Annotated in this window: 30 protein-coding genes and 1 pseudogene; 28 read left to right on the top strand and 3 right to left on the bottom strand. The window is 38.8% G+C overall.

What is annotated here, in order from left to right; genetic code table 11:
- Nucleotides 1-44: 44 nt before the first annotated feature.
- Nucleotides 45-923 (bottom strand): polysaccharide deacetylase family protein, encoded by an 879-nt coding sequence (locus LPB68_RS03690; protein ID WP_068657771.1) that lies wholly within the window; start codon nucleotides 921-923, stop codon nucleotides 45-47.
- Between the two features lie 92 nt (nucleotides 924-1,015).
- On the opposite strand from LPB68_RS03690, the gene LPB68_RS03685 reads away from it, so the two are divergent.
- From LPB68_RS03685 to LPB68_RS03600, 18 genes and pseudogenes are all read left to right on the top strand, one after another.
- The gene (locus LPB68_RS03685) at nucleotides 1,016-1,378 is read left to right on the top strand and encodes a hypothetical protein (protein WP_232510207.1); all 363 of its coding nucleotides are present in this window, start codon (nucleotides 1,016-1,018) and stop codon (nucleotides 1,376-1,378) included.
- 462 nt (nucleotides 1,379-1,840) lie between these two features.
- Nucleotides 1,841-2,455 carry a genetic competence negative regulator gene (locus LPB68_RS03680; RefSeq protein ID WP_068657773.1) on the top strand — a complete coding sequence of 205 codons (615 nt, stop codon included), beginning with the start codon at nucleotides 1,841-1,843 and terminating at the stop codon, nucleotides 2,453-2,455.
- A gap of 39 nt (nucleotides 2,456-2,494) precedes the next feature.
- The gene (gene prsW, locus LPB68_RS03675; RefSeq protein WP_068657776.1) at nucleotides 2,495-3,190 is read left to right on the top strand and encodes a glutamic-type intramembrane protease PrsW; all 696 of its coding nucleotides are present in this window, start codon (nucleotides 2,495-2,497) and stop codon (nucleotides 3,188-3,190) included.
- Nucleotides 3,191-3,543: 353 nt separating this feature from the next.
- Nucleotides 3,544-4,893 carry a germination protein YpeB gene (gene ypeB, locus LPB68_RS03670; protein ID WP_068657778.1) on the top strand — a complete coding sequence of 450 codons (1,350 nt, stop codon included), beginning with the start codon at nucleotides 3,544-3,546 and terminating at the stop codon, nucleotides 4,891-4,893.
- 119 nt (nucleotides 4,894-5,012) lie between these two features.
- Nucleotides 5,013-5,666 carry a flagellar brake protein gene (locus LPB68_RS03665; protein WP_068657779.1) on the top strand — a complete coding sequence of 218 codons (654 nt, stop codon included), beginning with the start codon at nucleotides 5,013-5,015 and terminating at the stop codon, nucleotides 5,664-5,666.
- A gap of 62 nt (nucleotides 5,667-5,728) precedes the next feature.
- Complete coding sequence (locus LPB68_RS03660) at nucleotides 5,729-5,947, top strand: hypothetical protein (protein WP_068657781.1); 219 nt, start codon at nucleotides 5,729-5,731, stop codon at nucleotides 5,945-5,947.
- A gap of 109 nt (nucleotides 5,948-6,056) precedes the next feature.
- Nucleotides 6,057-6,764 (top strand): (d)CMP kinase, encoded by a 708-nt coding sequence (cmk, locus tag LPB68_RS03655; RefSeq protein WP_068657783.1) that lies wholly within the window; start codon nucleotides 6,057-6,059, stop codon nucleotides 6,762-6,764.
- Nucleotides 6,761-7,354, top strand: a complete 594-nt coding sequence (locus tag LPB68_RS03650) for a lysophospholipid acyltransferase family protein (protein WP_068657784.1) — start codon at nucleotides 6,761-6,763, stop codon at nucleotides 7,352-7,354. Before cmk ends, LPB68_RS03650 begins: the two co-directional genes overlap by 4 nt.
- 112 nt (nucleotides 7,355-7,466) lie before the next feature.
- Nucleotides 7,467-8,702 (top strand): annotated as a pseudogene (gene rpsA / locus LPB68_RS03645) (30S ribosomal protein S1).
- A gap of 212 nt (nucleotides 8,703-8,914) precedes the next feature.
- Nucleotides 8,915-10,237, top strand: a complete 1,323-nt coding sequence (der, locus tag LPB68_RS03640; protein ID WP_068657789.1) for a ribosome biogenesis GTPase Der — start codon at nucleotides 8,915-8,917, stop codon at nucleotides 10,235-10,237.
- Between the two features lie 11 nt (nucleotides 10,238-10,248).
- Nucleotides 10,249-10,875: a glycerol-3-phosphate 1-O-acyltransferase PlsY gene (plsY, locus tag LPB68_RS03635; RefSeq protein ID WP_068657790.1), complete on the top strand. Its 627-nt coding sequence runs from the start codon at nucleotides 10,249-10,251 to the stop codon at nucleotides 10,873-10,875.
- Nucleotides 10,868-11,908, top strand: a complete 1,041-nt coding sequence (locus LPB68_RS03630) for an NAD(P)H-dependent glycerol-3-phosphate dehydrogenase (RefSeq protein WP_068658656.1) — start codon at nucleotides 10,868-10,870, stop codon at nucleotides 11,906-11,908. Before plsY ends, LPB68_RS03630 begins: the two co-directional genes overlap by 8 nt.
- Nucleotides 11,909-11,975: 67 nt before the next feature.
- On the top strand, nucleotides 11,976-12,251 hold the full coding sequence (locus LPB68_RS03625; protein WP_068657791.1) for a stage VI sporulation protein F: 276 nt from the start codon (nucleotides 11,976-11,978) through the stop codon (nucleotides 12,249-12,251).
- 152 nt (nucleotides 12,252-12,403) lie between these two features.
- On the top strand, nucleotides 12,404-12,583 hold the full coding sequence (locus LPB68_RS03620; RefSeq protein WP_068657792.1) for a DUF2768 family protein: 180 nt from the start codon (nucleotides 12,404-12,406) through the stop codon (nucleotides 12,581-12,583).
- Nucleotides 12,584-12,626: 43 nt separating this feature from the next.
- On the top strand, nucleotides 12,627-12,929 hold the full coding sequence (locus LPB68_RS03615; protein ID WP_068658658.1) for a 2Fe-2S iron-sulfur cluster-binding protein: 303 nt from the start codon (nucleotides 12,627-12,629) through the stop codon (nucleotides 12,927-12,929).
- A gap of 52 nt (nucleotides 12,930-12,981) precedes the next feature.
- Nucleotides 12,982-13,593, top strand: coding sequence for a nucleotidyltransferase family protein (locus tag LPB68_RS03610; RefSeq protein WP_068657793.1), 612 nt, complete (start codon nucleotides 12,982-12,984; stop codon nucleotides 13,591-13,593).
- A gap of 26 nt (nucleotides 13,594-13,619) precedes the next feature.
- A complete protein-coding gene (locus tag LPB68_RS03605) occupies nucleotides 13,620-13,976 on the top strand; it encodes a 2Fe-2S iron-sulfur cluster-binding protein (RefSeq protein ID WP_068658660.1) in 357 nt (118 codons plus the stop codon).
- A gap of 37 nt (nucleotides 13,977-14,013) precedes the next feature.
- Nucleotides 14,014-14,763 (top strand): hypothetical protein, encoded by a 750-nt coding sequence (locus LPB68_RS03600; RefSeq protein ID WP_232510208.1) that lies wholly within the window; start codon nucleotides 14,014-14,016, stop codon nucleotides 14,761-14,763.
- 484 nt (nucleotides 14,764-15,247) lie between these two features.
- Here LPB68_RS03600 and LPB68_RS03595 read toward each other — a convergent pair whose 3' ends face one another.
- Entirely contained in the window at nucleotides 15,248-15,430 is a 183-nt protein-coding gene (locus tag LPB68_RS03595) for a hypothetical protein (protein ID WP_157891903.1), read from the bottom strand.
- 224 nt (nucleotides 15,431-15,654) lie between these two features.
- The gene (locus tag LPB68_RS03590; RefSeq protein WP_068657797.1) at nucleotides 15,655-15,870 is read right to left on the bottom strand and encodes a hypothetical protein; all 216 of its coding nucleotides are present in this window, start codon (nucleotides 15,868-15,870) and stop codon (nucleotides 15,655-15,657) included.
- 35 nt (nucleotides 15,871-15,905) lie between these two features.
- Between LPB68_RS03590 and spoIVA the strand changes: the two genes are divergently transcribed.
- From spoIVA to LPB68_RS03540, 10 genes are all read left to right on the top strand, one after another.
- Nucleotides 15,906-17,384 carry a stage IV sporulation protein A gene (spoIVA, locus tag LPB68_RS03585; RefSeq protein WP_068657799.1) on the top strand — a complete coding sequence of 493 codons (1,479 nt, stop codon included), beginning with the start codon at nucleotides 15,906-15,908 and terminating at the stop codon, nucleotides 17,382-17,384.
- 386 nt (nucleotides 17,385-17,770) lie between these two features.
- The gene (locus tag LPB68_RS03580; RefSeq protein WP_068657800.1) at nucleotides 17,771-18,043 is read left to right on the top strand and encodes an HU family DNA-binding protein; all 273 of its coding nucleotides are present in this window, start codon (nucleotides 17,771-17,773) and stop codon (nucleotides 18,041-18,043) included.
- A gap of 253 nt (nucleotides 18,044-18,296) precedes the next feature.
- Nucleotides 18,297-18,518, top strand: coding sequence for a trp RNA-binding attenuation protein MtrB (gene mtrB, locus LPB68_RS03575; protein ID WP_068657802.1), 222 nt, complete (start codon nucleotides 18,297-18,299; stop codon nucleotides 18,516-18,518).
- 101 nt (nucleotides 18,519-18,619) lie between these two features.
- Nucleotides 18,620-19,162 (top strand): hypothetical protein, encoded by a 543-nt coding sequence (locus LPB68_RS03570; protein ID WP_068657803.1) that lies wholly within the window; start codon nucleotides 18,620-18,622, stop codon nucleotides 19,160-19,162.
- A gap of 112 nt (nucleotides 19,163-19,274) precedes the next feature.
- Nucleotides 19,275-20,030 carry a heptaprenyl diphosphate synthase component 1 gene (locus tag LPB68_RS03565; RefSeq protein WP_068657804.1) on the top strand — a complete coding sequence of 252 codons (756 nt, stop codon included), beginning with the start codon at nucleotides 19,275-19,277 and terminating at the stop codon, nucleotides 20,028-20,030.
- A gap of 10 nt (nucleotides 20,031-20,040) precedes the next feature.
- Complete coding sequence (locus LPB68_RS03560; RefSeq protein WP_068657805.1) at nucleotides 20,041-20,799, top strand: demethylmenaquinone methyltransferase; 759 nt, start codon at nucleotides 20,041-20,043, stop codon at nucleotides 20,797-20,799.
- A gap of 1 nt (nucleotide 20,800) precedes the next feature.
- Nucleotides 20,801-21,673, top strand: a complete 873-nt coding sequence (locus LPB68_RS03555; protein WP_068657806.1) for a UbiA-like polyprenyltransferase — start codon at nucleotides 20,801-20,803, stop codon at nucleotides 21,671-21,673.
- Nucleotides 21,670-22,275, top strand: a complete 606-nt coding sequence (locus LPB68_RS03550) for a UbiX family flavin prenyltransferase (RefSeq protein WP_068657807.1) — start codon at nucleotides 21,670-21,672, stop codon at nucleotides 22,273-22,275. Before LPB68_RS03555 ends, LPB68_RS03550 begins: the two co-directional genes overlap by 4 nt.
- Before the next feature lie 2 nt (nucleotides 22,276-22,277).
- A complete protein-coding gene (locus LPB68_RS03545; protein ID WP_068657809.1) occupies nucleotides 22,278-23,144 on the top strand; it encodes a menaquinone biosynthesis protein in 867 nt (288 codons plus the stop codon).
- Nucleotides 23,141-24,112 carry a polyprenyl synthetase family protein gene (locus tag LPB68_RS03540; RefSeq protein ID WP_068657811.1) on the top strand — a complete coding sequence of 324 codons (972 nt, stop codon included), beginning with the start codon at nucleotides 23,141-23,143 and terminating at the stop codon, nucleotides 24,110-24,112. The genes LPB68_RS03545 and LPB68_RS03540 overlap by 4 nt, the downstream gene beginning before the upstream one ends.
- Nucleotides 24,113-24,126: the final 14 nt, after the last annotated feature.

Here is a 24,126-nt window from a genome sequence, read left to right as displayed (position 1 = left end):
TAACTACATAGGGTTGTCCTATATTTTTAAGCTCTAAAATTAATTTAACGCATTTGTAATTCAATGCTTCTAGGATCTACAAAAGTATATCCCCTCGTCTCTAGCTCTGTCAGTAATTTATCGAGACTCTGGACTGTCCACGGTAATTCATGCATTAGGATATTACTTCCAGAATGAAGTTGTTCCGTTACGTTCTTTATGATAGTTGCTGCTGGATTTGAATCCGTTGATTTCATTTCCCAATCGAGTGAACCAATAGACCAAGTCATGTATAACATACCATTGTCTTTGGTAACTTTTTTAGTGACATCCCCACCTGCACCATGTGGAGCACGAAAGTATACGGGCTTTTCACCGGTTATATCGGCAACAATTTCTTGAACATCTTTAACTTGTTGTTTGACTTCTGCTTCTGACTTATTCTTCAATACCACATGATCCCAGCTATGGTTACCAATGATTTGCTCACGGTCATGAATGAGTTTCAGCAGGTGTGGATTTTCTTTGACTTTATATCCATTTACGAAGAATATGGCCTTTGCTTGATGCTTGTCTAATATATCGATTAATCCGTTGATCATATCCGCATCTTTTGGGCCGTCATCAAATGTTAGCAATACAACCTTTTTGGATATGGATTCATTGTTAGGGATAATGTCATAGTTACTGTTCATATGATAATTCAATTCAATTTTAGGTTCTTTATTGACTTCAGGAGTAATATCTTTAGGAGATTCTTCAGTTAATGTAGGTAGTTCCTCTCCTTTTTTTTGGGTTTGTTTCTGGGTAATTTTACTTTGTTCTAGTTCTTGTGATTTTAGAATTTGATTCGATTCCGAATCACTTGTTGCTGTGTTCATGTTACTGCATGAACTAAGCAGAAAGGTACAAGCAAGAACAAATGCTGTTGTCTGTCTCTTCATAATGTCATCTCACTTCCCTTTAATATACCGTATGAGTTACGAACTTTTTGCTAATACTAGCGATGATTCTATCACAGAAGGAGGTAATACGTGTGAATTTTTCGTCACTTTTAACTGGGATTGTTATTGGAGCTGCAGCAACTAACATGATTTCTAAGAACAATCAGAATGGTGCAGTTGGACAGCAATTAGCTGATAAGGCAAGAGGGAAAATGATGGACTTCACAGGCATGGGTTCAATTTTAGGGAGCGATCGTGAAAGTGAAAGTCCCACGGTGGGCTCCAATTTCAACTCAACGAATGAAACGTTCAATACAACCGGAATACAGACACAGACCCATTCGAAGGAATCAAACATGACAATGTTGAAGGATTTTATTAAAGGAAACCCTGAGGTTAAATACGAAGTAGATCAGATTCTGAAAGAGACTAATACAGTTATTCCGGGATTGTAATTTATTGCTTGTGAATCAATTTCATAATCGCTTATGCAACTCAAATGAGGACTATATATTGATCAGAGTGATTCATTCTGTCAATATATAGTCACATTTAAATGGGTTTGCGTAATTATGAAATTGATTCTTATATAGAATCATTTAACGGGCAGGATTTGTCCGAATTAAATGATTCTTTTTTAAAATATAAGGATTAAAGTATCAGTTTCACTTGATACTTTAATCCTTATATTTCCGCTGAAACGGATGCCGTCTTTGAAAAAGGACGGCATAGCCGGTTCTACTTGTATGATGGATTGTCAAAAACGGTATCGCGAAATGATGATCCATCATATTTTTTATTACGTGCATTTATGTATAGAAAATGATACGATACTTACATAAGAATTATTTTTAGCACAATTTAAATGAGACATCATAATTTGTTATATCTCATTGCTTGCAAAGGAGGATCCTGTCATGAAAATAGAACGTTTGAGTCCAGATAAGATACGGATTTTCCTAACGTTTGATGATCTGAGCGAGCGTGGCATCCAAAAGGAAGACATGTGGCAAGAAATACCGAAGGTACATGACCTGTTTACTGATATGATGGACCAGGCATACAATGAAGTCGGTTTCGATGCAACAGGACCTTTGGCTGTAGAAGTTTTCGCATTGCCAGCTCAAGGAATGGTCGTCATTGTGACTCGAGGTAAATATGATCACCATCAATACATGGGGCATATTGAAGATGAGATTCCAGAGGACGTTTATGAAATGGAAGTTACACTTGAAGAAAGTGATACCATCGTATACGCTTTTAATGATTTTGAAGTGTTAATTGAAGCTGCACACGTACTTCAATGGAATATTACAAAAGCTGGGAAGCTGTATAACTATAATGATAAATGGGTTTTGTATTTAGAACCTGCCGATTTAGATGAGGATAAACATCCATCATTGATAGCTGTTTTAGCTGAATTTGGTGAGTCTATTTCAACAACAGAAGCTGTTCTTGAAGAGTATGGTAAAGTAATTATCCCAGAAGATGCGATCGGAGTTATTTGTCATCATTTCGCTCGTCAGGAATAACAGCATAAATCACTTATCGTCAGAGACGGAGGAGTAAGGGTGCTATTGTTTTCAGTTATTGCGTCTGCAGTGGCGCCAGGGCTTGCTTTGTTGACGTTTTTTTATCTGAAAGATAAATATGATGCTGAGCCGATTCATATGGTTGTACGTATATTTTTACTGGGTTTACTTGTTGTGATCCCAGTCATCATTATACAGAGAGGACTGACTTTGGGATTAGGAACTCATCCTTTTGTGCAGTCATTCTTCATCTCTTCTGGAGTTGAGGAATTATTGAAGTGGTTAGTTCTATATTTCATCATTTACAACCATGTGGAGTTCGATGAGCCCTATGATGGTATTGTATATGCTGTGACCATTTCACTTGGATTTGCAACTGTAGAAAACTTTATGTATGCCTGGTATAGCCAAGCATCAATAGGGACGATGTTTATAAGAGCACTCTTGCCCGTTTCGGGTCATGCTTTATTCGGGGTTATTATGGGTTATTACTTCGGTTTAGCGCGTTTCCGTAAAGTGAATAATACGAAACGTTATCTTGTGTATTCTTTATTGATACCTTGGTTATTTCATGGGATATATGATCTTATATTAACGACAGTAACGGATTATTGGGTATGGCTTATTGTTCCTTTGATGGTTTTATTATGGTATGGTGGCATGGATAAAGTAATTCGTGCAAACAATCGTTCGCCGCTTCGCTTCCAAAAGAGGGAAGAAGAGGTTAATACGTAACAATTTTGGAGACACTGATTCTGATGAAATGAACTTATGCGGCGCTTTTATTTCAAGAAATCTTACTTGAGAATATTAGCAATGGATTAATGACATTTACAGGAGGTGTCTTTTTTTGCGTGTAAAAGTGAAAATTGTATGTCAACAGTGCGGAGAATGTTTTATTCTGTGTGGCAGAGAAGTACAAGGTAAACTTGAAACTGGGTTTAAACAATGTCTTTGTGATAATCAACTGCATTTTGAAATTGAGCAACAAATATTTTAATTACGAAAGAATTGGTAAGCATGTATAAGACTTCTTTCTTCTTGTCACACTAACGGCAAGGATAAGAAGAAAGGAGACTTGAAAGTATATGTATAAGCGATTAAGCGCTGTATTGTTTCCAGTCATGACGGTGTTGTTAATAGGTGCTATGGTATGGGGTTATCAAGAAAATCAAGAGAAAAATTCAATTCTGATCAAAGCGGAAAATCAATATCAACGAGCATTTCACGATTTGTCTTATCATGTTGATCGACTACATGGAGAAATTGGGAATACGTTAGCAGTTAATTCAGCTTCGAGGTCTATGCATCGAAAAGGGTTGGTTAATGTATGGCGAATGACTAGTGAAGCTCAGAATGAAATCAATCAACTACCCCTCGCATTGTTACCTTTTAACAAAACGGAAGAGTTTTTATCAAAAATCTCTAAATTCTCATATCAAACATCGATCCGGGATTTAGATAAGGAACCTTTAAGTGAACAGGAATTCAATACTTTAAAGGTGCTATATAAGAATTCAGCTCAAATATCTAAGGAATTACAGGCAGTACAAGATAAAGTAATCAAGAATAGGATACGTTGGATGGATGTAGAAGCAACGATTGCCAATGAAGATCAGATGGAAGATAACAGTGTCATTGACGGATTTAAATTAGTGGATAAAACGGTAGGTGAATATCCCGATTTGGATTGGGGACCATCCGTTGCTTCAATAAATGACAAACGCTCTGTGAAAAAATTAGATGGGGTTCCGGTGACGGAAGAAGATATTCGGCGAAAATCCATCAAATTTGCTGATCTCGGGTCAAACGTTGAGGTGCAAATTACGGAAAATGGGAAGGGTACGGAATGGGCTTCTTATACAGCTCAAACAAAGAGTAGTAAGGGTAAGGCTGCTACAATTTCTATGGATTTCACTAAAAAGGGCGGCTTGCTAATTTCGTATTCTGATAATCGTAAAGTTGGGAACAAAAAAGTAGATATGGAGCAAGCCAGGGATAAAGTAAATAAATTTCTAGTTAATAAGGGTTATCATGAAATGACACCTATTATGTATGATGAGTATGGAAATATGGGTACATTCACATACGTGCGTAAGCAGGATGGGGTGCTCATTTACCCCGAGAAGATGACTGTTCGAGTGGGGCTTGATAATGGTGAAGTAACAGGGTTCCAAGCCAGTGAATTCGTGTATGAGCAGCAGAATAACCGTAAAATACCTCCAGCAAAGCTTAACCTTGAAGAAGCGAGAAAGATGTTAAATCAAGAATTCACAGAGAATTACAATCGTAAGTCCTTAATCGAAGATGAATATTCAAAGGAAGTTTTATGTTATGAGTTTGGTGGAAAAGTGAATGGAACAAATTATAGAGTATTTATTAATGCTGAAGATGGTTCAGAAGTAAGTGTTGAAGAAATAAGAACTCCTGTAAAATAAGGGCTGCAAATCATATAACGACATTCGGATAAGTACTTTACTCGAATGTCGTTTTTCTGTGCAAAAATACATGTTATAATTAAGAATATGTCATAATTTAATGATGGTGGTGAGTAGGCTTGTATCCAAAGGTAACTGAAATTTTTTATATTCACATAGACTCTGATGACAATAAAGATGGTACAGTTGTGTACAAATCAAGACTTTCAGATATTGATGAAGAGTCCTTCTTGATCGAGATGCCTATGAATGAATCGAATGGAAAATTAAAAAAATTATATTTCGGTGATGAATTATCCGTTGAATACATAACGGAAGGTGGGATTAAAAATTATTTCAATACGTATGTATTGGGTTTCAAGGAAGATGTTATTCGAATGGTTCGAATTCACAAACCGCATCTTGATGATATTTCGAAAATACAACGTCGAACCTATTTTCGTGTGAATGCGAATCTTGAGATTGCTATTAAGAAAGAAAACAATATGCGATTCATTACGCATACAGAAGATGTGAGTGGTGGTGGGATATCATTCTTTTCAGAAGCGAAATATAGTCTTAAAGAAGGAGATATATTATCTTGTTGGTTATTGATTCCTTATAAGAATGGTTCGGTTGAGCATGTTCCTTTTATAGCGGAAATAGTCAGAGTTAAGAATGGTGATCAGAATCGGAATATCGCCATGTTGAAATTTACGGACATTTTTCATTCGGAACGGCAAAAGTTAATACGGTATTGTTTTGAGCGACAAATAGAGTTTCGTAACCGTTAATCGATAGTATAAAAGAAGTATATCTTAGATATACTAATCGAAAATTATCGGGAGATTAGCGTATGGAAGACGAACAACATGATAATCAACAGGAAATAAACGACTTCGATAAATGGTTCACATTGAGTAGTAAAATTGCGAAATATGTGTTCATAACGTTGCTTTGTATGATGGTTATTCTTCAATTGGGCCTACATAGTCCAACATTACGAATTTTTATATCATCAGTATACAAGTTGGACGGTGAACCTATGATCGATCAGAGTGTAAATGATTGGTAGATCATTTTATTCGGTTCTGTTTTGCAAGAATACACTATATATGATATAATCTTTACGTCGCAGGCATTGCCTGCTTTTTTCTTGAGTTAATGTTATGGGGAATACTCCATTGGTTAGGCAGGTGACAGATATGAACAACAGAATCAATATTGCAATTGATGGTCCAGCAGGTGCAGGGAAGAGTACTGTTGCACGCTTAGTGGCAAATCAATTGTCGTACATATATGTTGACACGGGTGCCATGTATCGAGCTGTAACCTGGTTTTTGACGAAACATGGAGTAGGACCAGAAGTGCCAGATCAGGTACTTGAACATGTGCAACATATGCTCATTGAATTAACGCCAGATCATGGTGGACAACGTGTATGGGTTAATGGAGAAGATGTCACATCTTATATTCGTACACCACAAGTTAATGGATTAGTATCCCGATATGCGCAAATCGAGGGGCTGCGAACTCATTTAGTGCAACTTCAGCGGCAAATGGCTTTGCGTAAAGGCGTCGTAATGGATGGACGTGATATCGGAACTACAGTACTTCCAGATGCTGAGGTCAAAATTTTTATGACTGCTACTGTGAAAGAACGTGCTCTACGTCGCTTCAATGAAATGAATGATGCAGAACGAACGTCACTTGAACAACTTGAGAAGGATATTTCAATGCGTGATACTTTGGATGAACAGAGGGAAATATCTCCTTTACGTCGTGCTGAAGACGCCATTCTCCTAGATACAACCGAGATGAATATTCATCAAGTTGTGGAAAAGATTGTTTCACTTTGCAGAAGTCAGATGGATGGAGAGAGATTACGATGATCTATGTCTTTTGCAGAGGATTATTGCGATTGATATTTGCAGTTCTATATCGTTTAGAATCGATTGGCAAAGATAACGTCCCTGATAATGGTGGCGTACTGTTGTGTGCAAATCATATCAGTATGATGGATCCAATCACTGTGGGAATTAAATTGAAACGTCAGGTTAAATATATGGCCAAAGCGGAATTATTTGAAATTCCTGTATTCGGTCCATTGCTTCATCAATTAGGAGCATTCCCTGTGAAACGTGGCGGATTTAGTAGAGATTCAATTCGTATGGCAATCAAAATCTTGCAACAGGGTGAAATGATGGGGATCTTCCCGGAAGGTACCCGCAATTCAACATCAGGAACAGCTAAGAAAGGGGCCGCAAGTTTTGCGCTCCGTAGCAAAGCAACAGTTATCCCTGTGGCGATCTTAGGGGAATACAAGTTATTTCGAAAAATGAAGGTTGTATACGGAGTACCTGTAGATTTATCAGAGTTTATGGATGAGACTGCCTCAGGTGATCAGCTAGAGGCTGTAACGGAAGTGATTATGTCACGTATTCATGAAATGCAAAAAACAGGTCAACCCACAACACATTAGATTTCTTTGCATGAAGTATGACGCTTTATGGAAAGATACTAGAAAATGAATGTTTTGAACACTGCATAGCAGGTTTAAATAAATGGGATTTTGAATTGAGGAGGGCATTGATATGTCGGAAGAAATCAAGAATGAAGAAGTAGTTGAAGTATCAAACCAAGAGGAATTGGACAAAGGTGTATCCGTGAAAAAAGGGGATACAGTGAAAGGGACGATCGTCAAACTAGAAGATAACCAAGCTTATGTAAGCATTGGATATAAATATGACGGTGTGATTCCGGTTCGTGAGTTATCTTCTGTACAAGTTGATAACGCATCTGATGCCGTTGCAATCGGCCAAGAAGTTGAATGTAAAGTTGTCAGCATTGACGATGAGAAAGAAAGATTACTTCTTTCCAAACGCGCTATTGATAGTGAAAATGGCTGGGAAGAACTAGAAAAACATTTTACAAGTCAAGAAATCATTGAAGTTGTAGTTTCTGACGTTGTTAAAGGTGGTCTAGTAGTAGATGTTGGGGCTCGTGGATTCATTCCAGCTTCTATGGTTGAACGCCATTTCGTTGAAGATTTCAGTGACTATAAAGGTCGCACATTGCGCGTGAAGGTGAAAGAACTTGATCGTGAGAACAACAAAGTAATCTTGTCGCAAAAAGATGTTCTTGATGCTGAATTTGAAGTGAATAAACTGAAAATCATGGCTGACTTGAAAGAAGGTCAAGTGATCGAAGGTACTGTTCAACGTCTTACTCAATTTGGTGCATTTGTAGATATCGGTGGCGTAGATGGATTGGTTCATGTATCTGAAATCGCATGGAGCCGTGTTGAGAAACCTTCTGATGTTATTTCTGAAGGCGAACAAGTTAAAGTTAAGGTACTTAAAGTTGATTCTGAAAAAGGAAAAATCAGCCTTAGTATCAAAGCAGCTCAACCAGGTCCTTGGGAGAATGCTACTAGTCAGTTTAATGCTGGTGATATTGTAACTGGTGAAGTTAAACGTCTTGCAGCTTTCGGTGCATTTGTTGAATTAACTCCAGGTGTTGAAGGACTAGTTCATATCTCACAGATTTCTCATAGCCACATTGCTTCTCCACAAGAAGTATTACAAGAAGGATAACAAGTTCAAGTTAAAATTCTTGAATTGAATGCTGATGAGAAGAGAGTTAGCCTGAGCATCAAAGAAACACAAGACGCTCCTGCTCATGAAGCAAAAAATGATAAACCAAGAGCTCCTAGAAATAGTAGAGAACCAAAAGTAGAAATTAACAATCCGAACGTATCACTTTCAAATGAAGGTCTAAGTTTCACACTTGGCGACCTATTTGGTGATAAGCTAGATAAATTTAAATGATCGGGATCTGATAATTTTTAAAATCGGCGAACCCTCCCGCGGGTTCGCCGATATTTTTTTATATTTATATATGACGGATTGTCAAATTAATCGCAATATTCGACTTTGACAATCGGTCATATATAATAAAATATTACGAATTTAGAAAGGTTAGCAAAGGTTAACGTTTTTTGCTATGATGATAATCGTAAGAATTGAAGGAGGAATGTATGATGGCAAGACCTGTAGTTGCGATCGTGGGTAGACCAAATGTAGGGAAATCAACGATATTTAATAGGTTAATTGGTGATCGGTTGGCTATAGTTGAAGATAAACCAGGTATTACACGTGACCGAATATATGGCATTTCAGATTGGAATGGTAAAAGTTTCAGTGTCATTGACACGGGTGGGATTGAAATCGACGGAGAAGACATGATGTTGAAATCGATCCGGATGCAAGCTGAGCTTGCTATTGAAGAAGCCGACGTTATCGTGTTTATGTGTGACGCTAAGACGGGAATAACGTTAGCGGATGAGGAAGTTGCTCAACTGTTGTTCCGTTCTGGAAAGCCTGTCGTACTAGCTATCAATAAAGTGGATAACATCAAAAAGGTCGAAGATACATACGAATTCTATAGTCTTGGATTCGGTGATCCAATTGGTATATCGGGAAGTCATGGAACAGGGATTGGTGATCTTCTTGATGCAATTGTCAATAATCTACCTGATCTAATTGAAGAAGAATATGATGAGGACGTCATTAAGGTAGCCTTAATTGGACGACCAAACGTAGGGAAATCATCGCTTGTTAACGCTATACTAGGTGAAGAACGTGTAATCGTGAGCGATGTCCCAGGTACGACTCGCGATGCAATTGATACTCCTTTTGAACGTGATGGGCAACGCTATGTCATTATCGATACAGCGGGTATGCGTAAACGTGGAAAAGTATATGAGAATACTGAAAAATATAGTGTAATGCGAGCTATGAGAGCCATTGAAAGAGCAGATGTGGTACTTGTGGTAGTTAACATTGAAGAAGGCATAATCGAACAAGATAAGCACATTGCTGGTTATGCTTATGAGGCAGGAAAAGCTTCAATCTTCGTCGTAAATAAATGGGATGTGGTCGAAAAAGACGATAAAACCATGAAAAATTTCGAGACTAAAATCAAAGATCACTTCTTGTTTATGACCTATGCTCCAATTGTATTTCTATCAGCTAAGACGAAACAACGTCTGCAAAAATTATTGCCAGTTGTGAAGCATGTTGCCCAACAACACGCATTACGCGTACAAACACATATCTTGAATGATGTAGTTTCTGATGCGGTAGCTTCCAATGCACCACCAACAGATAAAGGGCGTAGATTACGCATTAACTATGCGACTCAAGTGGCAACGAAACCACCAACGTTTGTTGTGTTCGCGAATGATCCTGAGTTGATGCATTTCTCTTATGAGCGTTATTTAGAGAATAAAATTCGCGCTGCATTTGATTTTGAAGGGACGCCGATACGGATATTCACCCGGCGTAAGTCCGATGAAAGCTAGGTGATGTAGGTTTGTTGATACAAATAATCACACTCACAATTTGTTATTTATTGGGTTCTATCAGTTTTAGTGTTTTATTGGCAAAGATGCTCAAGGGGATCGATATACGTCAATATGGTAGTGGAAACGCTGGAGCTACAAATACTTTGCGTGTATTAGGGAAAGGACCAGCAATAGTTGTTCTTTTACTTGACGTACTTAAAGGAATCGTAGCAGTTTGGATTGGTAAATGGCTAGGCGGAGATGAAGCGTGGATTCCGGCATTATGCGGGATTGCTGCAATTATGGGCCATAACTGGCCCATTTACTTCAATTTCCGTGGAGGTAAAGGAGTTGCGACAACGATTGGTGTGATGGCCACATTAAGTTTTTTACCTGCACTCTTGGCTGGAATTATTGCTATTATATCGATTGTATTAACAAGATATGTATCCCTCGGGTCGTTAATACTCGTGTTACTCACACCCGTATTTTTATTAATTCTAGGTGGATACCCACAACCAGTATTCTGGACCAGCATCATCATTGCCATATTTGTCTTCTGGCGACATAGAAGTAATATAGTGAAAATTGTACAGCATCGCGAGAATAAAATTGGTTCAGGGGGATCTGGCAAAGGAGGAAAACATGTTGTCTAACAAAGTTTCCGTACTAGTTGCAGGAAGTTGGGGAACAGCACTTGCCAGCGTTCTAGCTATGAATCATAATAATGTCGTCCTATGGAGTCGTAATTTTGAACAAGTGAAAGAGATAAATGAGTTCCATACGAACAGCAAATACTTACCTGGAATTACCTTGGCCTCTAATATAACGGCTACAACCAGCATGAAAGCTGCTGTAGAAAACTCTAGCGCTGTTATTTTGGTTGCACCATCCTCTGCAATGAGAGAGGTCACAAGTGAACTGAAGAATTATTGGAACAAGGACATGCTTTGTGTTCATGCAACTAAGGGATTCGAGACAGAGAGTCTAAAGAGGATGTCCACCGTTATTGCTGAAGAACTTGACTGCAGTGAAGGAGACATCGTTGTCTTATCAGGTCCAAGTCATGCTGAGGAAGTTATTCGTCGTTGTCCTACTACGGTTGTTGTTGCATCGCTAAACAAATCAGCGGTTGAAAGAGCGCAAGAATTATTTATGAATTCTTATTTCCGTGTGTACACCAATCGCGATATGATTGGGGTTGAGTTAGCGGGAGCACTTAAGAATATTATTGCCCTTGGTGCAGGAATGTCTGATGGACTAGGGTTTGGAGATAATGCGAAGGCAGCATTAATGACTAGAGGTCTAGCAGAAATATCTAGAATTGGTGTTGAACTTGGCGCGAACCCACTCACCTTCTCAGGACTAGCGGGTATCGGTGATTTGGTTGTGACCGCTACGAGTCAGCATAGTCGAAATTGGCGTGCTGGATCATTGATCGGTAAAGGGAATAAACTGGACGACGTTCTAGAATCTATGGGGATGGTTGTGGAAGGTATTCGTACTACAGCGGCAGCTCATAGTCTTTCGATTCAACATGGAGTCCAAATGCCTATAACAGATCAGATTTATAATGTACTATTCAAAGAGATGGACGCAAGAGTGGCTGTTGAAACATTAATGGGTCGTGATCCGAAGACAGAAATGGAAAACATTCGCTTGGAGACTTGGGAGCAGTGGCATACTTAAGTACTATTCACCTTTTTTGACCTATTCTCATATGATGGTGTGAGGATTGTCGGAGGAGGGATAACATTTGAGTAACAATATACCCAAAGATGCGCTGAATGCGATTAATAAAAAAAATGGAAAACAAATTTCTGAGAATGCAGTTAAGAAACTCGCCAGCACGGTAAAACCGTCGACAATGCAGAGTGAGGTACAACTACGTCAATTAATCAAGCAAGTGTCTGCCATGGCGAATGTGCCCGTCAGTGAAAGTACAATAAAAGATATTGTGAGTGCAGTCAAAAAAAGTGGTATGGATCCCCAAAGTATGGAATCATTGATGAAAATGATGATAAAGAAATAGGATCATGTTTCAGTAGGATAGGATTTGACGATATGGACAAAACAGATTGAAGTGGTTATTTCAATCTGTTTTGTCCTATTTTTGCGAAATGGGACATGTTTCATGTTATAATAACCTAAATAAAATGGTCGAAAGAATGGAGAATTTATTCTATGGATGCAATGACAAAAATGTGGGTATCCCTCATCGCCATATTAATAATGGGTTGTTCTGTATTTCTTATAACATTTGCTCGGAGTAAAACAAAAGGGATCATTCGAGGAATATTGTCAGTTCTTGCCTTTGTTTTTATGCTTGTTGGATTCCTTGGCGGGTTAGTGTCTTTAATTTAAATCCTACATCTGTAACTATATAAGAGGGTTGGTGAAATGTGAGATGGAACCATCATTACAACTCATTGGAAGAACTATAACGAAAACGGTGGAACCGAAGGTTGGAGATTCTATTCTTCAACATGCGATTCAACATGGTGTTGATTGGCAGCATCTTTGTACTCGTGGGACTTGCGCTCGCTGTAGATGTTTGATCGAAGCGGGTTCAGAATATTTGGAGGATCCAACCGAAGCAGAATATCGTCGTCTTGATCCGGAAGAGTTCGAAGAAGGTTACCGGTTAGGATGTCAGTCCATAGTGAAGCAAGTTGGAGAGATAAAGGCGCGTAATAAAACTTATTTTTAAAAATATAAGAAAGTATATGTTTCACTTGATTTGAATGAGGGAAGTGACCTTAATGCATCATCTAACAAACGAATTGCAGCAGGTATTGAAGATGACTGCAAAATGTTTGAATTCTACTAACCAAAAGTGGCTATTAGGCGGGAGTTGTAGCTTGATCTTGCAGGAAGTGAAAGTCCATATCCCTCCACGTGATATTGATTTATATGCAGACGCTAAGGCGGTTGAAATGCTACATACAGCAATTAAAAAATGGTCGGTAGATGAACAAGAATTGAATAAAGAAGGATTATATTCATCCATTCTTAGTCATTATGTATTAAACGATGCACAGATTGAGTTGGTCGGAGATTTTAGAATATCTTCGAATACTTTCGAGTATAGCGTTAAAGTAGAAGATACATTGTGGACTGATGCTCCTGAGATTGAACTAGATGGTGTTCAAATGTGTTTGACACCTCTAAGTCACGAACTCATATTTAACATGCTTAGAGAGCGTATAGATAGATATGAAGCGATAGCGATGAGGATGAGAGAAGAGCTGGAGAAACATTTGCCGTTGTTAGAGAAGTTGGTACGTCATCATTGGTTAGAAGAGAACCAAATATTGTTAATCGCTAAATTATTGGAAGCTCCTACTTTACTCCGTTATATGTCTAAACGATAGTAAAGGAGTATAGAAAGGTGATCGTTATGGATCATGTTATAACATTTCAACCCGCAGGGAAAATCATTAAGGTGAGACAAGGAACTAATGTTCTAAATGCTGCTCGTAAAGCAGGCGTATATATTCCAACGCGTTGTGAAGGGAAAGCAAACTGTTTAATGTGTAAAATAAAGATTAGTGAACAATATGAATCAGCACTCTCATCTATTAGCGATGTTGAAAAACGCAAATTAGGAGCTTCTATAAACGAAGGGATACGTCTATCCTGTCAGACTATTATTCTAGATGATGTCGAGGTTACTATTCCAGAAGATCCTCTAAAGGCGGCTATTCGAAAACAACTAGAGGCTGCGAGAAATCAGGAACATGATGAGTTATGGTGAGTAATACTAGTAATTCATGTGAAGAGGATGATGATGGTTGATAACCCCCAATAGTAAAAACAAACAAAAAACATGGCTTAAATTAGGGATTGCAGTCATGATACTCATGTTGGCAACCACTGGTTGTCTATACCCTGAAGAAAATAAGGAGCAGATTTCATACCGTGAAAGTGTGAATCGTATTCAATCTGCTGTAGATGCTTATCAGAAAGATTTAGAAATATTGCCTATACTGAATGCAGATCAAGATATTCCACGCTACGAGAAATTCAGAGTGGATATGGATGCGTTAAAAAAATATGGTTATATTGATGATATGCCGCATACTGCCTTTGAAAAGGGTGGAAGTGCGTACTTCATAATAATTAATGAAGAAAGTGATCCAACGGTTCGAGTGATGGACTTAGTAACTGTTCAGAAAGTGAACGATGTTCAACAAGCTGTGAGTAAATATCAACGGGAGCATGATAACCAACTTCCATTAGGTGTTGAATTGTATCCAAATATATATAGTATAGATTTACAAAAGGCAGGTGTACCCTCCATTCGACTAGCAAGTATATTCACGAATGAGGATGTTACTTTTATGATGGATTCAGAAGGAATTGTCTATGTAGATTATGGATATGACATCATGCAAACTATTGATCTCAATGATCTTAATCCGCAAAGTAATGAAGATCTGAGAGAGTATCTTGTGAATCATTCTTATTTTGTACCTGTTAAATCACTACCCTATACTTGGAATAATGGGGCACCAGTAGCTACTACTCAATTACTGAAATAAAAGATCATTTACGTTGTAAACTTATGTAAGCTGAAAAAGAGGCTGTCCCCAAAGGAGGCCACTGAAAAATTCCAGAAACAGTTGTTAGTGTAGCCGCTACGATAACGGATTGTCCTTACAATCGCTGTTGCCCTCAGATTTCTTGATTGTATAACCCCTATAGCGGTTGAAATCCGATGGCAAAGCATATGCTTTCGTAGTAGCTTTCCTACGGAAAGCTTGTAGGCGAACGCTACCGCTTCTTCAGGACAATTCCGTTCTCTTCGCTACTTCGAATTTAACACGTGATTCTGGTTGAAGAAGTAGCCGATTTTCCAATGTCAAACATAGCATCATCTATTCGATTTTTTGCCGTGTTAATAGGGAGAACGTGGTGATTTTGAGGAGGTCTTCTTCCAAATCTATTGGCAGAAAAAGTTGGTCCATGATATATTAAATATACAAAGAAATCGCTCCTTTGGTAATGGTTGATGGTACTTCCATGTTACCAAAAAAGGGCGTTTTTTTTTGTTTTCGGTTGAAAAGTTGCAAAAATATGCATAAAGTAGCGCAGAGGACGGAACGATTGTGAAAAAGCGGCAGCGGTCGCCTTGGTCTCTGGATTTTCACCGCTAAGGGGAATCAAAAAATCTGGAGACCACAGCGATTGTAACAACGGTCCGTTCACGGAGCGTCCTCTCAGAACACCTAAACCTTCTCCTACAAAAAAACAAAAAAAAGGGGTGCCCCTAGCCATTTTCAAGACTTATGGGACAGCCCCTTTCTTTATGCTGAGGGTAACAGCGATCGTTAGGACAATCCGTTATCGTAGCGGTCACATTAATAAATATGTATTCTCGTCATACTTCATTAAAAAATCGCATATAACTGAGTTGGATAGTGTGAAGAAAGTTATACAGTTGTCCACATTTCAAAAATACCGGTCATATTGTTTTGTGAAGATACATAATATGATACTAGTCCAAATGCCCGAACGAGTAACGCCGCTTGCCGTTCTGAACCGATGTATTCTTCCAGCGGCGGACTACTAACGACATGGAAAGGCTGCTCATCCGTTGCAATGGTTGAGGCCTCAGATGGAACACGAAGCGGATGCTCTTGCAGCATTTTTCCTTCGGAGTAATATGAGGAGGGGATCTCTCTTGGAAAAGGTAGATATTTTTAAGGATATTGCTGAGCGAACAGGTGGCGATATATATTTAGGTGTCGTCGGTGCTGTTCGTACAGGAAAATCAACTTTTATCAAACGATTTATGGAAACCATTGTGCTACCGAACATCGCGAATGAATCAGATCGCGTTCGGGCCATTGACGAACTTCCGCAGAGTGCAGCTGGCAAAACAATCATGACTACCGAACCTAAGTTTGTCCCAAACAATGCAGTTCAGATTAATGTAGCCGAGGGCTTAGATGTGAATATTCGGCTAGTGGATTGTGTTGGGTACGCTGTGGAAGGTGCCAAGGGTTATGAAGATGAGAATGGTCCAAGAATGATCTCTACTCCATGGTTTGAGGAACCGATTCCGTTCCAAGAAGCTGCAGAGATCGGTACAAGAAAGGTCATTCAAGAACACTCAACATTGGGTGTAGTGGTCACGACAGATGGCTCCATTGCTGAGATATCTCGAAGTTCATATGTTGAAGCAGAAGAACGTGTCATTGCAGAGTTGAAAGAAGTAGGCAAGCCATTTGTGTTGGTCATTAACTCAACACGCCCACGAAGTGAAGAAGTACTTCAATTACGCAGTGAATTAGCGGTGAAATATGATATTCCAGTTATATCTTTAAGTGCCGCGACAATGACTGAAGAAGACGTAACGGGTGTCTTACGTGAGGTGTTATATGAATTTCCAGTGCATGAAGTGAATGTGAATCTTCCTAGCTGGGTTATGGTCTTAAATGATAAGCATTGGCTGCGTAATAATTACGAGAATTCTGTCCGTGATACGGTAAAAGATATTCGCCGCTTACGGGATGTGGACCGTGTCGTAACTCAGTTTATGGATTATGAATTTATTGACCGTGCAGCTCTTAGTGGGATGAATATGGGTCAAGGTGTTGCTGAGATTGATCTATTCGCTCCTGATGAAATGTACGATCAGATATTAATGGAAGTCGTTGGGGTCGAAATTCGTGGTAAGGATCATTTACTCCAATTGATGCAGGAATTCTCACATGCCAAGAGGGAATATGATCGTTTCGCAGAAGCTTTGGAAATGGTCAAGACGACTGGATATGGCATTGCAGCCCCTTCGCTTGCGGAGATGACTTTAGATGAACCAGAATTGATTCGTCAAGGATCTCGATTCGGTGTTCGGTTAAAGGCGACTGCCCCATCGATTCATATGATTCGAGTAGATGTGGAATCGGAGTTCTCACCTATCATTGGAACTGAGAAACAGAGTGAAGAACTTGTGCGTTATCTGATCCAGGATTTCGAGAACGATCCGATAAAGATATGGGATTCAGACATCTTTGGTCGTTCATTACACTCTATAGTGCGTGAAGGAATCCAAGGGAAAATTGCTATGATGCCTGATAATGCTAGATATAAGCTTCAAGAAACATTGGGAAGAATCATTAATGAAGGATCAGGCGGATTAATTGCTATTATCTTATAACCTTTTGATCGTCAATAGCCGTATGCAGGAATGTATCCCTGCATACGGTTTATTCGTATTGTACTTACAACGCTTCTGAGTAATGATTGCCAAAATCTATATAAATAGAGTAGTATATTCTCATGGTTACACCTCGCTAGGGATGTGAAATCAATGTCAAACGATTAGATAATTGGTCATAGTTTAACGAATATAATGGTGAAAAGACCTAAAATACTTGATATTATAGGTTCACTGTATTACTATAAATTTGTTCCGCGCTCTTGGTTTATTATTGAAAAGGGCGATTATGTCTGTAAAAAAAGCTATTGTAGAGTATATTTTGCGACAAAACGGAAACAAAGAATAACAATCGATCTCATTTCTTGCTGGGGAGGTGAATAGAAATGAATAAATCGGAATTGATTTCCCAAGTAGCTGAAACATCGGAATTATCGAAGAAGGATGCTACAAAAGCAGTAGATGCTGTATTCGAAGCGATTTCCGTAGCGCTACAAAATGGCGACAAAGTGCAACTTGTAGGATTCGGGAACTTTGAAGTGCGTGAACGTTCTGCACGTAAAGGACGTAATCCACAAACAGGTGAAGAAATCGAAATCGCTGCGAGCAAAATCCCTGCATTCAAACCAGGTAAAGCGCTTAAAGACGGAATTAAATAAGATTTCCACAAAATCCATAGAACAAGATTGTATGATTAAAAGGAAGGTCCGTGACGTTTGTTCACGGCCTTTTCTTTTCTAAATATAAGAAAGTACAAGTTTCACTCGATACTCTATTTCTTATATTTCGGCAGAGACGGATACCTTAAAGTGATACGAAGTATCACTAACATCGGAAGGGTATACTCCTTGAACGAGGACGGCATAGCCATTTCTGCTTGATAAAGACTATAAAAAGGGAGGGAAGTAGATCGTGGAAACAAATAATGATGATTTTATAGTTGTCAAAGCAAAAGAGAATGGTGTTCAGGTCATCGGACTTACACGAGGACAGGATACAAAGTTCCATCACACTGAGAAATTGGATAAAGGTGAAGTGCTTATTGCTCAGTTCACAAGCCATACCTCAGCTGTAAAGATCCGTGGGAAAGCTGAAGTGTTAACAAAGCATGGTAAAGTTGAGAGCGAGAGTTAAAAAGCAGGCATAGCCTGCTTTTTTTGTTTGTACAATGAGGTAAGGGATCTAATCGTGAGATCGATGATAATTAGAGTGAAATGGTGAAAGGAGCACAACAGATGAATCGATGGGTTGGTTTGTGTTGTTCATTATTTCTATGCATAGGGGTATTGATTGTTCTACCCAAGCTATTTACATTTCAACCCTCACTTGCGCAACTGAAAGGTAATATTATGGTATTTAATCCTCATTCAAGCATGGTTCTTACTAACGACAACCTTGTTGACACGCTTAGTTCTCTCCCTTTAACAGTACTTATAAGTAGGGTGGAATGGAGTAAATCGATTCTATCGTTAGATTTAAAAGTAGTGTCTTCAGATGATACTGTTGAAGATATTTATGAGAATTTGGCCGAAGTTATTTCCTTCAGCTTCGAGAATACTACTAATGTGGATAGATTGATGTTGAGGCTTGTTGTTGAGAATAAATGGTTGAATACGCGTCATTTACTATTGGCTGCGGATGTGAGTCGACCTCAATGGAGCACTGAAATGACTCAGGCATTGAAGGGTAATGGAGAAAACCCACTTCCAGAACATTTGTTACATACATTTCACATGACAGAAACCAAACTATGGCGTAATCAGTTTTATAGACATTGATCAAGCTAAAAAGATAGAAGAACCACTGTGCGTGCTGAATAGACATGTGCTATAATAGTCGAGATTGTAAAGACTAGAATGAGTGTTAAAGTTATCAGCTCGGAGGCTAACAATGAAATCTTACCGCATTCCCCAACTCGCAAGTAGCTATATCGAGTATGACATGATAGAACAAAATACGAAATTGCCTAATTTCCCGGATGCCCGTGTCCATTTATTATATATTTTTTTGAATGTGGGTGGCCGTATATCATGGGTTAACACAGAGCTTTATGCTATGGTGACATCCCTGATCCAGATGGGGCTTGATACACATGAGAGTATCGATACAGAGCAAGGCAGTCAATCAGAGGGTCTCATGCGTTCACGTCAATTGAAAGTATTGGCAGGTGATTATTATAGTAGTCGTTTCTATCAGCTACTGTCTGATCAAGGCCAAGTTGAGGTCATAACATTATTAAGTAGATCAATTTGTGATTTGAATAAAATGAAAATGAGTCATTACATCAATATACAAAATCAAGAACTGAATTCAGAACATTATCTGCAGCAAAAGGTACAGCTGAATATGCAGCTGTTTCTTTCTTTTGCACCCATGATTGAAGATTCGTTGCATGTGATATGGGAAAAGTTATTACATGATTTCAGTCTGTGTGAGACGATCACCAATGAAATCGAACATAACTTAACTGCTAGGCCGTATATCTCAACTGAACAATTGATGGTCATACTGCGTGATGCGGTAGAACGGATCCAATTATTAAGTGAGGGTCTTAATGGGGATATTACCTCCTCTAATATTGGACAAGTATTAGAACCATTTCAGAAGTTATTAAATTGTACTAGAACTATGGCAAGAGAGGGATAGGGTGAATTGAATGAAACGTAATACCTCTGATCAACATGTTGGTGTTGTACAGGAAGTGGAAAAGGATGTGCCTAAAGAACAGTTCGTACAATCTGTTTTTGAGAGTATTGCTACGAAATATGACGTGATGAATGATATCTTAAGTTTTCGCAGACATAAAGCATGGCGAAAATTCGCAATGGCAAGAATGGATATGAAACAGGGTGAGAACGCTGTTGATATCTGTTGTGGAACATGTGATTGGACACTTAGTTTAGCTGAGGCAAGTGGATCAGGGAAGATCATCGGGCTGGATTTCAGTCCAAGTATGCTTGAAGTGGGTCGTCGTAAAGTGAATAATCATAAATTAGCTGAGAACATCACGTTAATCGAAGGTAATGCCATGAGTCTCCCTTTTGAAGATCATAAGTTCGATTATGCAACAATTGGGTTTGGATTACGGAATGTTCCGGATCTTGTACAGGTTCTACATGAAATGAAACGAGTTGTCAAGCCTGGTGGAATGGTAGTCTGTCTTGAACTATCGAAGCCTACATGGCAGCCATTTAAGGGTATTTACTATTTCTATTTTGAAAAAATACTACCAAACTTAGGTAAATTATTCGCCTCAAGATATGAACAGTATAAATGGTTACCTGTCTCAGTCTCTTTATTTCCTGGGAGAGATGAACTTGCAAAGATATTTGAACAAGTCGGACTTCAGCATGTCGAAGCTCACCCCCTAACTGGTGGAATAGCAGCATTACATATTGGGATTAAGGAGATTTAGCATGTTTAAAAAAATTGCAGTATATCTTGAAATGATTAAAATTGAGCATACCCTATTTACACTACCATTTGCGTTCATGGGTGCTTTACTTGGCTCGGTTACGGTTCACGGTGAACTCCCAACATGGGCACAGATCGGTTGGATTGTGATGGCATTATTTGGTGCTAGAAGTGCAGCATTTGGCTTAAATAGAATTATTGATCAGGTAATTGATAAGAAGAATCCACGTACGGCTAATCGAGCTATTCCAGCTGGATTACTTAAAACGATGGAAGTGTTAATCTTTACAATTGTATCATTCATCCTATTATTCTGGGCAGCCTATGAATTGACGCCGCTTTCCGTGAAGTTATTACCAATTGCGGTATTTATGCTTGTTATCTATTCCTACACGAAACGTTTTACGTGGCTATGCCATGTTGTTCTTGGGTTGACTACATCTCTGGCAGCGCTTGGTGGCTGGGTTGCTGTCACGAATAGTGTGGACTCAAGTGCTTTCATATTTTATATCACATTGTCCTTTTGGACTGCTGGTTTTGATATTATCTATGCCATTCAGGATATGGAATTTGATAAAAAAGAAGGATTATATTCTATTCCAGCACGTTTCGGTATTCATAAATCATTGCAGGTTGCCCGTGTTTTTCACGTGATTACAGCGATCGGTTTTATCACTCTTTACTTTACAACTTCTTTGAACTGGTGGTATTTCGTAGGAATTATAATATCATGTGGTATTTTAATTTATGAACATCTTATTCTTTCACCAAAAGACATGAGTAAATTGCAAACCGCTTTCTTCACGATGAATAGTGTTCTAAGTATCATAGTGTTTGTGTTCACACTGGTTGATTTGGTGGTGCTAACAGGTTGAATATCCTAGGAAGGAAACAAAGGTGGGTTGTTGGCATAACTGGGGCTAGCGGTTCTATTTATGGTATTAGACTGATTGAGACCTTGTTAGCTAATCATCTAGATGTACATATCGTAATATCTCAAGCAGGTTGGCGTGTGTTGCAGGAGGAGTTGGATTGGAGTACTACTGATCGAGAAGGGATCTTGAATGAGAAGTTTGGACATTATCCTGGAGTGTATCAGTACCATCCAAATTCAGATATTGGTGCGTCGATTGCGAGTGGGTCTTTTCAAGTGGATGGAATGATTATTGCACCATGTTCGATGGGAACCTTATCCGCTGTTGCAAATGGTTCATCTGATAACTTACTATCCCGGGCAGCCGATGTTATGCTTAAAGAAGGACGTCCATTAGTGATTGTACCTCGTGAAACGCCACTTCATGCTATTCATTTAGAGAATATGCTAAAGTTGGCTAGACTTGGGGTGAGATTGATTCCAGCGATGCCAGCTTTTTATTTCCATCCCCAGAGTATAAACGACTTGATTGATTTCGTTGTGGGTAAAGTACTCGATAATCTCCGCATTGATCATCAATTATTCAAAAGATGGGAGGGTTGACGATGGGCTCACAGGATAATGACAAGACCGTTCTTGGCAAAATCCAATATACAAATGCTTGGCCTATTTTTTATTATTTTGAACCAGACTCGTTGCATGGCACTGTGGAGATGATAACAGATGTTCCTTCTATACTAAATAGAGGGATGGGTGAAGGTCAGATTGATATTGGAGCCTTATCTTCGTTCGCCTATGGGGAGATATCAGATTCATTATTGTTACTGCCGGACTTATCTGTTAGCGCAGATGGCCCTGTACATTCCATCCTATTATTCTCTAAGGTACCTTTAGAATATATTATTAATGGTAGAATTGCTGTGACCAATACATCAGCCTCCTCCACTAATTTACTAAAAATATTAATGAGTAAAGCATTGGAGGGGAATCCGGAATATATCACTGTGGATCCAGATCTCAGTCGTATGATGGAAGTTGCAGATGCTGCACTCCTCATTGGAGATCATGCGATTAAGGCTTCTTGGGAAGATCATGGGTTGTATGTGACAGACCTAAGTGAACTTTGGAATCAGTGGACAGGGTTTAGCATGACCTTTGCAGTATGGGCTGTACATCGTGATGCCGCTGAGAATAAACCTGAAGTCATTCGAGAGATCGTAGATGCTTTACTTGCAAGTAAACGTCAGAGTTTATCAGATTTATCTCCTATAGTTTATGAAGCTATGAAGACTATTGGTGGAACAATGAAATATTGGCAGCGTTATTTCGAGAATCTATGTTACGATTATGGGGCTAGACAACGACAGGGGCTAGAACTATATTTTCGTTATGCTTACGAACTAGGGCTTATATCTCATGAAGTGACTATGGAATTATGGCAAGAGAAAACGCGAATACAGGTGAAAGAATGAAAAAACTAGATATGTTCGGATTGTTAAAAAAAGATATGGCATACATAGAAGAGGAACTCTTTCGTAGTATGAGTGGCGATGAGCTTATTCATGAGACATCACTTCATCTTCTAAAAGCAGGTGGGAAGAGGTTACGTCCTGTCTTTGTATTGTTAGGAGGTAAATTTGGTGAATACGATCTAGAGAAGCTGATGCGAGTAGCGGTTCCCCTTGAATTGATTCACATGGCTTCGCTCGTTCATGATGATGTCATTGATGATGCGGATACTCGTCGAGGACAACTCACTGTGAAGGCGAAATGGGATAATAAAATCGCCATGTATACAGGGGATTACATTTATGCTAAAGCGCTAGATATCGTGTCACAGCTTCCAAATCCTTTAATCCATCAAATATTATCTAAAGCTATGGTTGAGATGTCCATCGGAGAAATGGAGCAAATTCGAGACTTTTTTAATACAGGACAAAGTGTACGACGATACATGCTTCGTATTCGTCGCAAGACAGCATTATTGATTGCTGTAAGTTGTCAACTAGGTGCTGTCGCTGCAGAGGCAGACTCTAAAATTAGTAGCCTTCTTTACCGATATGGATATTATGTGGGGATGGCTTTTCAGATACAAGATGATTTACTAGATCTTTGCGGAACTGAGAAGCAAATTGGCAAACCACCTGGAAGTGATATTCGTCAGGGAAATATAACCTTACCTGTGATTTATGCACTACAAGATCTTGAAGTCCGGCAATCATTAATTGATGAATTAGCTCATATCCATCAATTGAATGGACAATGTGATGTTGCTAAAGCAATATCTCTAATAAAAAGTAGTTCAGGCATTAGCAGATCGGAACAATTAGCTACTAGGTATATTAACAAGGCTTTGGAAGTATTAGCTGAACTTCCAGATCTCAAAATTAAACGAAATTTGAAGGATATAGCTCACTTTGTTACAAGAAGATCATATTGAAAATGGAGAGTGGA

It is taken from the genome of Paenibacillus crassostreae (assembly GCF_001857945.1).
GTDB lineage: Bacteria > Bacillota > Bacilli > Paenibacillales > Paenibacillaceae > Paenibacillus_AQ > Paenibacillus_AQ crassostreae.
Note: the sequence above shows the minus strand (reverse complement) of the source record. Positions and strands in the feature narration are given on the sequence as shown.